14 protein-coding genes are annotated in these 15,780 nt (G+C 44.8%); 7 read left to right on the forward strand and 7 right to left on the reverse strand.

The features are described from left to right. Positions 1-41: 41 nt before the first annotated feature. The 4 genes from ACFGVR_RS06985 to ACFGVR_RS07000 form a co-directional block, all read right to left on the reverse strand. On the reverse strand, positions 42-1,244 hold the full coding sequence (locus tag ACFGVR_RS06985) for a glycosyltransferase family 4 protein (protein WP_448702011.1): 1,203 nt from the start codon (positions 1,242-1,244) through the stop codon (positions 42-44). A 61-nt stretch (positions 1,245-1,305) separates the two neighbouring features. Further along, positions 1,306-1,902, reverse strand: a complete 597-nt coding sequence (locus ACFGVR_RS06990; protein ID WP_448702013.1) for a ribonuclease HII — start codon at positions 1,900-1,902, stop codon at positions 1,306-1,308. A 4-nt stretch (positions 1,903-1,906) separates the two neighbouring features. Next, positions 1,907-3,145 carry a PP2C family protein-serine/threonine phosphatase gene (locus ACFGVR_RS06995; RefSeq protein WP_448702014.1) on the reverse strand — a complete coding sequence of 413 codons (1,239 nt, stop codon included), beginning with the start codon at positions 3,143-3,145 and terminating at the stop codon, positions 1,907-1,909. 26 nt (positions 3,146-3,171) lie between these two features. Further along, complete coding sequence (locus ACFGVR_RS07000; RefSeq protein WP_448702015.1) at positions 3,172-4,320, reverse strand: ABC transporter permease; 1,149 nt, start codon at positions 4,318-4,320, stop codon at positions 3,172-3,174. Between the two features lie 251 nt (positions 4,321-4,571). Here ACFGVR_RS07000 and ACFGVR_RS07005 point away from each other — a divergent pair, with 251 nt between their 5' ends. Next, positions 4,572-7,430 carry a M16 family metallopeptidase gene (locus ACFGVR_RS07005; RefSeq protein ID WP_448702016.1) on the forward strand — a complete coding sequence of 953 codons (2,859 nt, stop codon included), beginning with the start codon at positions 4,572-4,574 and terminating at the stop codon, positions 7,428-7,430. Between the two features lie 210 nt (positions 7,431-7,640). Here the strand turns inward: ACFGVR_RS07005 and ACFGVR_RS07010 are convergent, their stop codons facing one another. Continuing rightward, complete coding sequence (locus tag ACFGVR_RS07010) at positions 7,641-8,483, reverse strand: dienelactone hydrolase family protein (protein WP_448702017.1); 843 nt, start codon at positions 8,481-8,483, stop codon at positions 7,641-7,643. A gap of 142 nt (positions 8,484-8,625) precedes the next feature. Next, positions 8,626-9,315, reverse strand: coding sequence for an OmpA family protein (locus ACFGVR_RS07015; RefSeq protein ID WP_448702018.1), 690 nt, complete (start codon positions 9,313-9,315; stop codon positions 8,626-8,628). A 98-nt stretch (positions 9,316-9,413) separates the two neighbouring features. Here ACFGVR_RS07015 and ACFGVR_RS07020 point away from each other — a divergent pair, with 98 nt between their 5' ends. Next, positions 9,414-10,220: an SDR family oxidoreductase gene (locus ACFGVR_RS07020; RefSeq protein ID WP_448702019.1), complete on the forward strand. Its 807-nt coding sequence runs from the start codon at positions 9,414-9,416 to the stop codon at positions 10,218-10,220. A gap of 228 nt (positions 10,221-10,448) precedes the next feature. On the opposite strand, the gene ACFGVR_RS07025 is transcribed toward ACFGVR_RS07020, so the two are convergent. Next, positions 10,449-11,321 (reverse strand): AraC family transcriptional regulator, encoded by an 873-nt coding sequence (locus tag ACFGVR_RS07025; protein WP_448702020.1) that lies wholly within the window; start codon positions 11,319-11,321, stop codon positions 10,449-10,451. Positions 11,322-11,493: 172 nt separating this feature from the next. Here ACFGVR_RS07025 and fucP point away from each other — a divergent pair, with 172 nt between their 5' ends. The 5 genes from fucP to ACFGVR_RS07050 all read left to right on the forward strand — a co-directional run bounded on the left by fucP (position 11,494) and on the right by ACFGVR_RS07050 (position 15,767). Then, positions 11,494-12,774 carry an L-fucose:H+ symporter permease gene (fucP, locus tag ACFGVR_RS07030; protein ID WP_448702021.1) on the forward strand — a complete coding sequence of 427 codons (1,281 nt, stop codon included), beginning with the start codon at positions 11,494-11,496 and terminating at the stop codon, positions 12,772-12,774. 7 nt (positions 12,775-12,781) lie between these two features. Then, positions 12,782-13,111, forward strand: coding sequence for an L-rhamnose mutarotase (locus ACFGVR_RS07035; protein WP_448702022.1), 330 nt, complete (start codon positions 12,782-12,784; stop codon positions 13,109-13,111). Positions 13,112-13,240: 129 nt separating this feature from the next. Continuing rightward, on the forward strand, positions 13,241-14,005 hold the full coding sequence (locus ACFGVR_RS07040; protein WP_448702023.1) for an SDR family NAD(P)-dependent oxidoreductase: 765 nt from the start codon (positions 13,241-13,243) through the stop codon (positions 14,003-14,005). Between the two features lie 87 nt (positions 14,006-14,092). Next, positions 14,093-14,947, forward strand: coding sequence for a fumarylacetoacetate hydrolase family protein (locus ACFGVR_RS07045; protein ID WP_448702024.1), 855 nt, complete (start codon positions 14,093-14,095; stop codon positions 14,945-14,947). Further along, positions 14,937-15,767: an amidohydrolase family protein gene (locus ACFGVR_RS07050; protein WP_448702025.1), complete on the forward strand. Its 831-nt coding sequence runs from the start codon at positions 14,937-14,939 to the stop codon at positions 15,765-15,767. Before ACFGVR_RS07045 ends, ACFGVR_RS07050 begins: the two co-directional genes overlap by 11 nt. The last annotated feature ends 13 nt before the right edge of the window (positions 15,768-15,780 follow it).

The following is a 15,780-nucleotide window of genomic DNA, read 5'->3' on the forward strand; positions in this document are numbered from 1 at the left end:
GTCGTTATCTGGCAGCAAAAGTAACAATTTGCGCCGAAACATCAGCCCTGCTGTATCTCCCTGTAAAAGGCTATCAGCTGCGATATTACCTTATTGGTATCGTGCTCCTGTTCAACAAGCAGGCGCGCGTTAATGCCTATTTGCTTGCAAAAGTTCTCATCGCTTATAGCGCGTTTTATGGCATCGTGAAACTCTTCGCGGTCGTCGGCAATTAAAATATTGTGCCCGTTTTGGTAATGGATGCCCTCGGCACCAAGTGTTGTGGTAATGATACATTTTTGCATGGCCATGCCTTCCACAATTTTTACCCGCATACCGCCACCCGATAGTAATGGCACTATCATAATGGCTTTGCTGTTTACAAACTCCAATCCGTCGTCAACCTCGCCCTGTATAAATATTTTGCCTAAAACCTCGTAATCGTCAAATGCTTCGGGTATGTTATGCCCCGCAACATAAAAGCGTACTTTCAGGTCGCCGTCCGTCAGGTCGGTCTGAAAATTATCCAAAAACCACTCCATCCCTTCGCGGTTGGGCATCCAGTCTAATGCGCCCAAAAAAAACAGGCTTGGGTATTCGGTCTTTTCATAATCGGGCTTATAGCGGGTCAGGTCAATACCAACAGGTATTACCCTTACAGGGATCTTGATCCCATAATCCAGCATGGTTTGCTTATCCTGCCCGGTTAAGGTGGCAATGGCATCAAACTTATCCAAAAAGCTTAATTCGTACTTTTTAATACGTTTGGCAAGCAGGCTCAGGTATGATTTTTTGATCGGATCGCTTTTTTGTTCTGATAAGCGTTTCCATATCAGGTGCTCAATGTTATGTGCGCGGTAAATCAGTTTAGCGGTGGTATTTTTACGCACAGCAGGCAGATATGCCGACATAAACAGGCCCTCAAACTGAATAATATCATATTGAACCCGTTTCAGTTCTTCAACCAGTATCCGTTCAAATCCGGCGTTGTAAAATCTGTCGACATTATAAGTACGCCGCCCGAAAAGGTTCAAAATAAAATCCTTGAACGACAGGCTCAGGTCAACATCGTACGACTGATAGTTGATCCGTTTGATCAGTGCATCATCAGTTTGGATATCGGTAAGCTGTTTTTTATTATTTACCGTAAACACCGAAACCTCGTGCCCTTCGTTCACCAGCCCTAAAATAGTATTGCGTACCACAATGGGGTATCCGCCATTTTGCGGGAAGGGTACACGATTACTTAAGACCAATATTTTCACTGGGGAGCGGGTTACTATCTCATCAAAAATAGCAAGCTGGCCGGCTTAATCAAAGTAATGCTTAAAAAATCGTCAGCTGCGGGTCGGTAACCCTAAAGGTACGGCGGTGATAACGCGTATAGCCATGCTCCATCACCGCGTTGCGGTGTTTAATGGTTGGGTAACCCTTGTTGCTGTGCCAGTCGTACTCGGGGTGCTCGGCGGCTATCTGCAGCATAAAATCGTCGCGGTAGGTTTTGGCTAATATGGATGCCGCCGCAATGCTGAAGTATTTGGCATCGCCCTCAACAATACAGTGATGCGGTACCTGGTTGTATTTGTTAAAGCGGTTACCATCGATTATCAAAAAGCCGGGTTCGGTTTTTAATTGCGCTATAGCGCGATGCATGGCCAAAAACGAGGCATTTAAGATATTGATCTGGTCAATCTCTTCATTATCAACCCAGGCTACGGCATATTCAACAGCATTAGCTTCAATTTCTGTGCGCAGGTCATATCTTACCTTTTCGGTGATCTGTTTCGAATCGTTCAGTACTGCGTGCTCAAAATCGTGCGGTAAAATTACGGCAGCTGCAAAAACAGGCCCGGCCAAACAGCCGCGACCGGCTTCATCGCAGCCGGCCTCTAAAAAATCGTGTTGAAATCGGGCTAAAAGCATTTAATTAAAAAATACGCAGGGTAAGCAAAGTTACATCATCAATGGGTTTGCTTTTTACTAACGTTGCCAACTCGTTTAATATTTTCTGGTTAAACTTATCGGGGCTTAGATCGCCGTTCTGGGTAACAAAATCCATCATAATATCTTCGTTCCACACCACGGCATCAGCAGGCTCATAATCCAATAACCCATCGGTATAATTAAAAATAAGCGATCCGGGTTCTATGTCAACCTCACCCTGGTTTATAAATGGCAGTTCCTCAAAAACGCCTAACATGGTAGTGCCCAGTTTTAAAGGCACGGCTTCGCCGTTGGCATAAATTACCGATGGGTTATGCCCGGCGTTAATATAATCCAGCCTACGGTTTTCTTCGTTATATTTTGCCAAAAACAAGGTGATGAACTTTTCGCCCTTGGTGTTTTTGATAACGATATTATTTAGCCGCTCAACAATATTGGTCAGGTCGTCTTCTACCGTTGCCCAGGCCCGCAAACTTGCCTGGAAATTTGCCATCAGCAATGCCGCCGATATTCCCTTGCCCGATACATCGGCAATGCACCACAAAAACTCTTTATCGTTAAGGCGGATAAAATCAAAATAATCGCCGCCTATGTTTTGGTGCGGCAAATATCTGGCACCTATTTCAACCCCCGTTTCTTTGTGTAACCTTAACGGGATAAGCATGTTTTGTACCTCAACGGCCAGTTCCATTTCGCGTTGAAAACGTTCGGCAGCGATACGTTCCCTAAACAGTTTCTTATTTTCAAGCGCAACCACGATCACGTTCATTAACGTTTGGATAAAGTTAAGATCGTTGGCCAGCATCTCTTCGGATGTATTAAAATCACCTACAAGGGCAAATGCCAGCAGCTTACTTTTGTGATAGATAGGGATAAAATAATCATAAGTGGATAGCAACGGATCGGGGTGGCCCAATAGCGGTGCCGGCGACTTATACTTGTTCATCTTCATACAAGCCTTATACAGTGCCGGGTTGGTTTCAAAAGTACCGCCGTATTTTGATACGCAGATATAGCTGCCAAACTTCTCGATCATAAAACGGAGTTTGCCAACGCTCAGGTAATTTTTCAGGATAACCTCAAGCATTTCAACCAGTACCTGCGTCGAACTATTTTTATTAATGGCTTTGGTTACCTCAAGTAACGAGTTTAACTCCGACTGCCGCTTAAGCAGCAATCGTATCAACTCATCTTCGCCATTATTACTATTAAAGCTATCCATTCAGCTTATAAATATATATTAAAAAACTATATCCTCGTATTTTGCGATTTAACATCAAAGGCATCGCGCAAGCCAATAGTTACCAAATTAAATGCATAAACCATGAGCATGATAGCCAAACCGGGCAGCATAGCCAGGTAAGCGGCATCCATAATAATGTAGCCGTAATGTTCTTTGATCATGCCGCCCCAGGTTGGCATTGGCGGTTGCGCGCCAAAACCCAAAAAGCTCAGCCCCGCTTCGAGCAATATTGCCGAAGCAAAGTTTGACGATGCCAGCACTAAAATTGGTCCGGCAATATTAGGCAATATATGTCGGCTGATAATACGATAATTACTAAAACCTAAAGCTTTGGCTGCCTCAACAAACTCAAATTGTTTTAGGCCCATTACCTGGCCGCGCACTAACCGCGCTACATCAACCCACATAGAAATACCGATGGCAATAAATATCTGCCATAAACCTTTACCCAGGGCAAACGATATGGCAATAACCAACAGCAGTGTGGGCAACGCCCATAAAACATTCATTAACCAGCTTAACGAGCTATCTATCCACCCGCCGTAATAACCGGCTGCCGCGCCAACCGCAATACCAACCAGCAAACTGATAATGACCGAAACCAAACCCACAGCCAGCGATATGCGTGCACCTAATATAATACGGCTCAGTAAATCGCGGCCGTAAATATCGCTGCCAAGCCAATAGGTTTTTTTGCTGATGTTATCTGCTGTGATCGCATTATAAACATATTGATATTGCCTTGCGTTATTTAAAAGTTCAAGCCTGGTGCCATCGTTCCGGTCAATAATAATTTTTGCGCCAAGGTATTTAGGCTTTACCCCGTAATAAACTTCAAAAATATTATACGATACCTTTTCGGGTTTATCCTCATCGCCAATATACTGATCAACCTGTATCGAGTCTTTAATAAAGCTGTAGCTCGTTATGGGCACATGGGTATATTTATCCGGCTGCCCGTATAGCATTCTTTTCAGGAAGTTTACCTGCTCAACGGGCTGACTTTTACGGATGGACAGCATCGTAAAAACCGCCCCCGGTTTTTTAATGCTCAGCTGAATGGTCATGTTATTGGCCTGCGGGGTACTATCGGGCATGATGAGGTAACCAAGTATAGCAGCCGCTACGGTTAAGCCAATATAAATTAAACCCATAAGGGCTAATTTATTCCGCTTAAAACTTTTCCATAACCGTCGCGAAGGTGTAGTATCGGCCAAAATGCAATTCTGTTTTGGCTAAATATCGTTTATTTGACCCGAAAAAACCACACATGATTGCAATTTACTATCAGTCAATTATTTATCAGTGGTCCAATTAATAAATTTCACTATTAGAAAATAAATGTACGTTAGGTTTGTAACTAAAGCGTTGGTTTCGCATCTTTAAAGAAAATCACTAATTTTTTATGAAATTAAACTATTCATTATCGGTTGCCGTGTTAATGGCTTTGGCTGTTAGTACAGGTTTTGCGCAAACAAAATCAAAACCGGCACCAAAAACCAAGGTATCGGCGGCAAGCACTTCTAAAAAAGCCGACTTGCTCCCAGTTGATCCTGCGGTTATCATCGGCAAGCTGCCCAATGGCTTAACGTATTATATCCGCAAAAACAGCCAGCCAAAAAACCGCGCCGAACTATACCTGGTTAACAAAGCGGGTTCGGTTTTAGAGACTGACGCCCAGCAGGGCCTTGCTCACTTTACCGAGCATATGGCCTTTAAAGGTACCCGCGATTTCCCGAAAAAAGAACTCATCAACTACCTCGAAAAATCGGGTGTGAAATTTGGCGCTGACCTGAACGCTTATACCTCGTTTGACGAAACGGTTTACCAGTTACCACTGCCAACCGATAGCGCTAAAATTTTTGAACAAGGCTTTAATATCCTGGCCAACTGGGCCGGTTATGTAAGTTTTGATACCGACCAGATAGACAGCGAACGCGGTGTGGTTTTAGAAGAATCGCGCTTACGCGGAAAGAATGCACAGGAGCGCCTTTCGCACCTCATCTATCCTATCATTTTTAACAATTCGCGTTATGCCGAGCGTATCCCTATCGGTAAAGAGGATATATTAAAAACATTTAAACCCGAAGTGATCAAAAGCTATTACCACGACTGGTATCGCCCCGATCTGCAGGCCGTAATTGCCGTTGGCGATTTTGACCCTAAGCATGTTGAAGAACTGATCAAAAAGGATTTCTCGGCCTTAAAAAATCCGGCTAACGAAAAACCACGCACCAAATATAACGTAGCTTTAAGACCGGGCACCCAGGTAAAAATTGTTACCGATAAAGAATTACCTTATACCATTGCCGAGGTTATTGTAAAGCATCCTTCGGCGCCCATCAAAACCGAACAGGATTATATCCGCTCGCTGCGTATCTCATTGTTCAACAATATGCTGAGCTCCCGTATGCGCGAATTGACACAAAAAGCTGACCCTCCGTTCCTGTTTGGCCAGGCAAGTTATGGCGGCTTTTTAGGGGGCCTTAATGCCTTTACAACTGTTGCAGTTGCCAAACCCGGCGAACTGCAAAAAGCGGTAACCGCCGCTGTTGAAGAAACCGAACGTGCCCGCCGCTTTGGTTTTACCCAAACCGAACTCGATCGTGCCAAGCAGGATGCCCTTACCGGGATAGAGAACGCATACAAAGAGAAAGACAAAACCAGGTCGATCAATTTTGTAAGCGAGTACCAGGCAAACTTTTTAAAGGGCGAAGCTATACCGGGTATTGAGTTTGAATATAATTTTTACAAAACCAATATTGAAAAGATCCAACTAAGCGAGATTAATGCGCTGGCGGGTAAATTTATCAGCGATCAAAACCGCGATATTATAGTTGAAGCCCCTGAAAAGGAGAAAGACAAATTACCTACCGAAGCAACTTTGCTGAGCTGGGTTAACAGTGCCGGTAAAGAGGTTACTGCTTATGTAGATAACGTAAGTAAAAAACCCTTGCTGGATAAACTTCCTGCAGGCAGCAAGATCGTATCCGAACATAAGGACCCTGCTATAGGCACTACCGCTTTGGTTTTAGGCAACGGGGTTAAGGTTATCTTAAAACCTACCGATTTTAAAAACGACCAGATCCTGATCAACGGTTACAGCTTTGGCGGTACCTCGCTGGCAAGCGATGCTGATTTCCGTTCGGCTAACCTGGCCGATGACCTGGTAGGCAGCAGCGGTATAGCCGAGATGACCCAGATCCAGCTGGATAAAATGCTGGCAGGTAAAAACCTGAGCATCTCGCCATACATCAGCGAAACATCGCAGGGCATCAATGGCAGCTCATCGCCAAAAGACCTGGAAACAGCTTTCCAACTCATCTACCTGTATTATACCCAGCCACGTAAAGATGCCGATATCTGGCAATCAACTATTACGCAGATCAAGGCTTCGTTGGTAAACAAGGGCCTTGACCCGGCAAGTGTTTTCCAGGATAGTACCATCGCGGTATACAGCAATTACAACTTCCGTCGTATGGCAGTTACTTTGGATCAGATCAACCATGCGAGCCTGGATAAAGCTTACGGTTTTTATAAAGAACGTTTTGCCGATGCAAGCAGCACCACATTTACCATAACCGGTAGTTTTGATGTAGAAAAAATTAAGCCCCTTTTAGAACAATACCTGGGTGGTTTGCCATCAACCAAAAGCGGCGAAACTTACAAAAACCTGCATATTGCACCGCCAACCGGCCAGATCACCAAAACCGTTTATAAAGGTATTGGCGATAAAGCCAGCGTACAGTTAGCCTACACCGGCGAATACAATTACAACGAAGCCAACAATATTCAGGTTGATGCCTTGGGTGCTATCCTGCAATTCAGGATGCTTGACCGTTTGCGCCAAAAAGAAAGCGGCGTATACTCGCCGGGTGTAAGCGCCAACTACAGTAAATTGCCAAACGGCCGTTACAGCATTGTTATTTACTTTGGCTGTGCACCGGCCAATGTTGATAAGCTGATAGCTGCCGCGATTGACGAGATCGATAAGATCAAGCAAAACGGCCCGGAAGCAACCGATATTCAAAAATTTGTTGCCGAGCAAAAACGCGCCATCGAGGTTAACCTGCGCGAAAACCGTTTCTGGCAAACATACCTAAACCGCACTGCGCAATATGGCGATGATCCGGATGCTGTTTTAAACCAGACCAAAGATCTTGACCAGGTAACCGTTGCCAGTGTAAAAGAAACTGCCAATAAGTACCTAAGCAGCAACCTGATCAAAATGATCCTGGTACCTGAGAAACCTGAAAAGAAATAATAAACAGATTAGTGATATTTCAATAGCGATGGGTTTAATACCCATCGCTATTTTTTTGCCCTATAGCTAATAAACTTTGTCATTTCGACCAGCGGGAGAAATCTTCTGCCGTAGACTGGCTTGGAGCAGAAGATCTCTCACTATCGTTCGAGATGACAATTTTATGAAGGGGGGCAAAGGCCAATAACTTAATAACCAATGACCCAATAACTACTTCAGCCTCGGCTTTAAAAAAGCGATGGTATGGGTATAAGCGTCTTTGGTAGCGTCGGCATTGTAAACCGGGTTACTCGGGTTGCTAAACCCGTGGTTGGCATCATATTGGTAAAGCGTTAGTTTCTTATCCGCTTTCTTCATGTTATCAGCAAATTTGGCTACAACCTGCGGGTTTATCCATTTATCCTGATTGCCAAAAATACCCAGCACATCGGTATTCAATGTTTTTAGTTTTTCTACGTCCTGCTCGGGCATCCCATAATACATCACACAGCCAACAGCGTGTTTACCCGCAAGTAAAGTAGTTTGCAAACTCCATCCGCCGCCAAAGCACCAGCCAATAGTTGCAATCCGCGCTTTAGGCCCGGCATAGGCAATAGCGCCTTTGATAATAGCTTGCGCACGGTCTTCTTTAACCGCAGCCATATATTTACCAGCATCGGCGCTGTTGCTAGCTACGCTGCCATCATACAAGTCGATAGCAATTACGTTTACATTGCCTACATCGTTGTATAGCTTTTCCGACTCTTGTTTGATGTAATCGTTCAGACCATACCATTCGTGTACCACAAACAGGTAATTATGAGTAGGTTTTGCGGCTTTTAGCTCATAAGCTCCCGCAGTTTTACCATCGGCACAAGGATAGGTAATGGCCTTACCAATGGTGCTCTGAAAATGAAAGGGTCGCGGGTCGGCGTGCGCTTTCACAAATTTTTTATCCGATGCCAGCATGGCAAATTGCTGCGTAGGCGAGTGGCAAACGGCTACGGTTTTGCTTTGGCTAAAGCCAACCGAATAACACATCACGGTAACGATCAGTAATAACAGCTTTTTCATAGTTTAGTGATTAGTTAACAGATAGATAATTAACAATATACAACTTTTGTTTTGGTTTCGCTCAATATCAATACGCAGAAAGACCCTCGCCAGTTGCCGGCAAGGGTCTTAATATTCAGGATATGATCTGCTATATTCTATATTATTTTGAGCCCCCGCTTTGCTGCTTAGCCTGGTTTTTCATTTGATCGTTAGCCACGATCACTATCTCCACCCGGCGGTTTTGCGTGCGGCCGTCAATAGTAGTGTTATCCGCAATGGGCTCTGTATCGCCTTTGCCTTGAGTGCTTAAACGCCCCGGATCAATACCATTCGTGATCGCGAAAGCCTTAACAGCTTCGGCCCGGCGGATAGACAGGTCCATATTATGCGCCGCGCTACCGGTATTATCGGTATGCCCAACCACCAATATATTGGTTTCGGGGTTGCTTTTAAGCGATGCGGCAAGCTGGCTGATATCGGTTTTTGCCTGCGGCTGCAAATTGGTTTTATCAATATCAAACAAAATACCCGAGCTAAATTTTACAATGATACCCTCGCCCTCGCGCACAACTTCGGCACCGGGCACAGTTTGTTTGATCTGGGCTGCCTGCTTGTCCATGTTACGGCCAATAAATGCACCGGCTGTGCCACCAATAGCACCACCAATAATAGCACCCAATGCGGTATTACCAGCCTTACGGCCAATGATCGCACCAATGGTACCACCGGCTCCGGCGCCAATGGCTGTTCCTTTTTGCGTTTTGGTTAAACTGTCGCAACTTGTAACCACGGTCAGCGTCATAGCAGTGGCTATGCTTAATGCGGCTAATTTTAAATTAATGATCTTCATTTGTTATTTTAAGGGTTGTGTATTCAAGGGTAAAAGTACAAAGTAAGTGCCAAAATGTTTTTATACTACCTTTGTAACATAATTAAACGTCCATTTTTTTGGAAAAAAACATAAGCATATTAGGCTGCGGATGGCTGGGGCTGCCTTTAGCTGTCAGGTTGATAGCTCAAGGTTGGCTTGTTAAAGGCTCAACAACCACACCATCAAAATTACCGGTGCTCCGTTCTCAGCAAATCGACCCGTATTTAGTACAATTAAGCGGCGATGTTTCTGTTTACAACGATTTTTTTTACAGCGATGTATTATTGGTTAATGTGCCGCCATCATTAAAAAAACAAACCGCCGATGATTACCTTGCTCAAATACAAGCTTTAGTTAAACAGGTTGAACTATCTCCGGTAAAGCAGGTCATCTTTATCAGTTCAACTTCGGTTTACCCGGATACCAACCAGGAGATCAGCGACACCGGGATGGTTGATTTTCAAAGCGCATTGTACCTGTCTGAGCGGATATTTGCGCAGAGCACCATTTTTAAAACAACGGTTATTCGCTTTGCGGGACTGATTGGCCCGGGGCGGCATCCCTCACGTTTTTTTTCAGGGAAAACAGATATCCCAAATGGTTTGGCGCCGGTAAACCTCATCCATCTGGATGATTGCATCAGCATTATCGAAACCGTTTTAAACCGGTCAAATTTTGTGGGCACTTACCATGTGGCGGCCCCAACCCATCCGTCGCGAAATGAGTTTTATACCCTTGCGGCCCAAGTTGCCGGTTTACCCTTGCCGGGATTTATTGATGAGCTGAAAGAGTGGAAGATCATCGATCCGGTAAAGCTGGAGCATGATCTGGATTATGAGTTTATTCATCCGGATTTATTGAAACTTGCCTTTGCCCAAGTCTGATTTTTTTCGCAATGCACTCGCTCGCGTCCCGCGAGCGAGTAATATCCATGCTGCCTCTGGCAGTTGGCAACGAATCAAAACAGGTAAACCTTGATGTTAATCCGCGCCTGTCTGTGTCCGGCAAGTGTAGCTGCCAGAGGCAGCATTAATAGTCGCCACTCGCCAGAGGCAAGCGACTGCGAAGCAGGCAATTTTCAGATGCGAAATTTGTGAGTCGGCTTTTTCCAGCTACGCCACCTTATTATACTCCCGCTGATAACTCAACGGACTTTTCCCGGTGATCAGTTTAAAATATTTATGAAAGCCCACCAGGTTTTGAAAGCCGCATTCAAAACAGATCTGCTTAATGCTTAACCGGTTTTCGATCAGCATTTTACAGGCATCACCCACCCTTATCTCAATTAAAAACTGCGAGTAGGTTTTGCGTGTGCGCGATTTAAAATAACGGCAAAACGAGTTTTCGCTTATCCGGGCAACATCGGCAATCTCGCTCAGCTGTATCTTGCGCCTAAAGTTGGCCAGCGAATATTCGTAAATGGCGTTAATGCGCTCGTTCTCCATATCGTTCAGATCGTGGCTAAAGCCGATGGACGACAGGAAGACCAGATCCTCGCTCGCCGCCATAACCGACAGCAGCTTCATCAGCACAATAATGCGCTGCATACCATCGCTGTTCATCATTTTGCGGATCAGCAGGCCCGCCGCCTTAGCCGTTTGGCCCTGGATATGGATGCCCCGCCGGGCTTTTTCTAACAAGGTTTTAATGGGTTTGCTTTCGGGCAGGCTCATAAACTGCTCGCCCCAAAAGTTCTCGGCAAAATGGATCACCGCCGCATCGGCCATTAAAGTGGTATCGGGTTTAAAATAGGCGTCGTCATACCGCCAGTAATGTGGCAGCTGCGATCCGATAAGCACAATATCGCCGGGCGAAAACCGCCTGATATTATCGCCCACAAATTGTGTACCGCTCCCCTTATTGATCTGGATCAGCTCAACCTCGGGGTGATAGTGCCATAAGTTGTTGATATACGGGTAAATATCCTGCCGCACGCTGAACGAGTGCGCAGGTGCATTATTAACTTTAAGCAGCTGTGGCTTCATTAAACTATAAATTCGTTAGCTATGAATAAAGTTGTTAATTATATGCCAAAATAGTTTATTAATTAGACAAATCAAAAAAGTTAATCTACCGCAAAACATTCTTTCTTTGTAATACCAATTATCAATAGTTAATTTTTTTAAACCACTTAGCGACAATTATCTACCTAAACCAATGGAAAAAAAGAACAGCCAGACCTTTGCCTTTATACTCGTCACGTCCTTATTCTTTTTATGGGGATTTGCCCATAACCTCGATCCTGTATTAATACCGCACTTAAAAAGGTCATTCACACTCACAACCGTACAGGCAACTTTGGTCGATTCGGCTGTTTTCGGAGCTTATTTCATCATGGCTATCCCGGCGGGTATGATCATGAAGCGTTTTGGCTATAAAATAGGGATCATCGCCGGCTTGCTAACTTTTGCGTTTGGTGCATTTTTATTTGTGCCTGCAGCTAATACGCAATCATATGCTTTCTTCCTGATCGCTTTGTTTATTATCGCGTGTGGTTTAGCAACTCTTGAAACAGCGGCCAATCCGTATGCTACGGTTTTAGGTTCACCGGAAACCGGTACGTTCAGATTAAATTTAGCACAATCATTTAACGGATTGGCTGCAGCGATAGCTCCTGCGGTTGGTGTTCGTATTATTTTGACAAAAGGCCTCACGGATGACCAGCTTAAAACCATGACCGATGCTGCACGTAAGGCAGCATTAGCCGCAGAAGCATCATCAGTAAAAACACCTTATATCATCTTAGGTGCAGCATTGGTTGTTATTGCGGTTGCCTTTTCGCTTACTAAACTTCCAAAAATCCAGGAGGAAACAACCACCGAAAAAAGCGAAAGTATATTTCACGCATTCAAGCATAAGCATTTAACATGGTCGGTAATAGCGCAGTTTTTCTACGTGGGTGCACAGGTTTCGGTATTTAGCCTGTTTCTGTTATACGCGCCAAAGGCAGCCGGTATAACGGAGCATGCTGCAGGCGATTGGGCTTTTTTCTGCGGAATGGCCTTTTTAGCCGGACGAATTTTAGGAACAGTTTTAATGCGTTTTATCAAAGCCAATCTTTTGCTGGCAGTTTATGCGGTGATCAATATAGGACTGTGTGTGATCGCTATAATGGGGCACGGCATGATCACTATTTATAACGCCATCGGCATATGTTTCTTTATGTCGATCATGTTCCCAACCATATTTGCGTTAGGCATTAAAGATCTGGGTGGCGATACCGAATATGGCAGCAGTTTATTAATCATGTCGATAGTTGGCGGAGCTATCGTTCCTCGCTTTTTTGGTATAATAAGTGATGCGACGGGCAATATACAGAATGGTTACATTATACCCCTGATCTGTTTCGTGATCATAGCGATATTTGGTTTTTCAGGATACAAAGTGGTTAACAAAACCGAAGTAGAAACAGCCCTGGACCCAGGCAATTTAGGATAAGAAGAATATGAACAAATACTGCTTAGCGCTCGACCTGGTTAACGACCCGGCTTTAATTGCCGAATACGAGCAATACCATCGTAACGTATGGCCCGAAATTATTGCCAGTATTAAGGATTCAGGCATTAACAATATGGAGATCTACCGTTTTGGTGATCGCCTTTTTATGATCATGGAAACCAATGATACCTTTAGCTTTGAACGCAAAGGCGCCATGGACGCGGCAAACCCCAAAGTACAGGAATGGGAGCAGCTGATGTGGAAATATCAGCAGGCCATACCCGGCGCCAAACCCGGCGAAAAGTGGGTGTTTATGGACAAGATTTTTCAACTATAAAATTAAACGAAAAATAAAGGCTCATTTTTCTCTGTGTTTTTGCCTCTGTGAACTTTGTGGTAAAAACTTAACCACAAAGAGCACGAAGAATGCACAGAGCGCACAGAGTTAAATTACAATTAAAGGTTTATGTTAGATCTAAAAGGAAAAACAGCAGTAGTTACGGGTGGCGGCAGTGGGATAGGTAAAGCTGTGGCCACTGTTTTTGCACGTCAGGGTGCTGCGGTGCACATTATTGAATTGAACCTGGAGAACGGCCAGCACGTGGTCGACGAAATTAAAGCTGCCGGCGGCATTGCCTACGCGCATGCCTGCGATGTGAGCAACCAGCAGCAGGTAAGCGCTGTGTTCGATCACATCCAAACTATCGATATTTTGGTGAACAATGCCGGAGTGGCCCACGTAGGCAAAGCCGATACCACCAGCGAAGAAGATTTTGTGCGCCTGTTCAATATCAACGTTAAGGGCGTTTACAACTGCCTGCATGCGGCCTTGCCATTAATGAAGAGCCGTGGCAAGGGTGCTATCCTCAACATGTCATCTATTGGCGCGGTGGTAGGTATTGCAGACAGGTTTGCTTATTCGATGACCAAAGGAGCCGTTCACGGGATGACCTTATCCGTAGCCCGCGATTATGTTCACGATGGCATCCGCTGCAACTCGATATCCCCGGCAAGGGTGCATACGCCCTTTGTGGATGGCTTTATCGCCAAAAACTATCCCGGCAAGGAAGCCGAAATGTTTGATAAACTATCCAAATCGCAACCTATCGGCCGCATGGGTAATCCCGAAGAAATTGCCAACCTGATATTATACCTTTGCTCAGACGAAGCATCATTCATCACCGGTTGTGATTACCATATTGATGGCGGATTTATAAAATTAAATAATTAACCCCCTAACCCCCTGAAGGGGGAACACACGGCGGGACAAATAATAACAATTAAAAAAACTCTCCCCTTTAGGGGAGTTAGGAGGGATATGAAACTTATACGATACGGACAACTGAACCAGGAGAAAACAGGTGTTGAACTGGATGGAAAATATTTTGATACTTCGGCGTTGGGCGAAGATTATAATGAACGCTTTTTTGAAACGGGCGGACTTGATCGCTTGAAGACATTTTTAGATCAGAATGTAGGTAAGCTGAACGAAATTCCTGCCGGAACTCGTCTGGGCAGCCCGATAGCACGGCCGTCAAAAATTGTTTGCATCGGCTTAAACTATGCCGATCACGCTAAAGAAACCGGAGCAGCAACACCTGCCGAGCCGATCATTTTTATGAAAAGCACCACCGCTTTGGTTGGCCCGAATGATGATATCATTATCCCTAAAAATTCGGTAAAAACCGATTGGGAAGTGGAGATAGCTGTAGTTATCGGCAAAAAAGCTACCTATGTGAGCGAAGCCGATGCCGAAAATTACATTGCTGGTTACGTATTGCACAACGATGTTTCGGAGCGCGAGTTCCAGATAGAGCGTGGCGGCACCTGGGATAAAGGTAAAGGCTGCGATACATTCGCGCCGCTGGGCCCTGTTTTGGCTACTGCCGATGAAATTAAAGATGTAAACAACCTGCGTTTATGGTTAACCGTTAACGGCCAAAAAATGCAGGATGGCAATACTTCCAACTTCATCTTTAAAATACCTTTCTTAATTTCGTATATCAGCCAGTTTATGACCTTGCTGCCCGGCGATGTGATATCAACAGGTACGCCTGCCGGTGTTGGTCTGGGCTTTAAACCGCCGATCTATTTAAAAGCCGGCGATGTTGTTGAACTGGGTATTGATGGCTTGGGTACCTCAAAACAAACCTTAAAAGCGTATGCGCATTGATGCACACCAGCATTTCTGGATATTTGACCCGGTTAGAGATAGCTGGATAACTGATGATATGGCAGTCATTCAGCGGGATTTTTTGCCTGCCGATCTGCAGCCCATCTTACAGCAAAATCATATCGACGGGTGCATCGCCGTACAGGCCGATCAATCAGAAACGCAAAACAGCTTTTTATTAGAGCTGGCCAGCGAAAACGATTTTATCAAGGGTGTTGTTGGCTGGGTTGACCTTCGCGCCCAAAACATCGAAGAGCGCCTGGAGTATTACAGCCAGTTTGAAAACATGAAGGGTTTTCGTCATGTTTTACAGGGCGAGGAAGATCGCGCCCTGATGCTGAAGCCTGAGTTTATGAACGGCATCGGCAAATTAAAAAAACATGGGTTTACCTATGATATTTTAATTTTTCCAGATCAACTACAGTACGTGCCCGGGTTTGTAAATGCTTTCCCTGATCAGAAATTTGTGATCGACCATATTGCCAAGCCCGATATTAAAAACCGCAAGGTAGCCGACTGGGCGAAGGAAATGCGCGCCATTGCCGAATTGGATAATGTTTGGTGCAAAGTATCGGGCATGGTAACCGAAGCCGACTGGAAAAACTGGAAGACCGATGATTTTGAACCTTATCTTGATGTAGTTTTTGAAGCCTTCGGGGTTGAAAAAGTAATGTTCGGGTCCGACTGGCCGGTTTGCCAGGTGGCCGCATCGTACAACGCCATGGCCGGCATCGTTACGCAATATACGTCAACCTTGTCGTTAAGCGAGCAATCGGTTTTCTGGGGCGAAAACGCCGTTAATTTTTATGATATTAAATAAACATCTGCTAAAA

Source organism: Mucilaginibacter aureus (genome assembly GCF_053514885.1).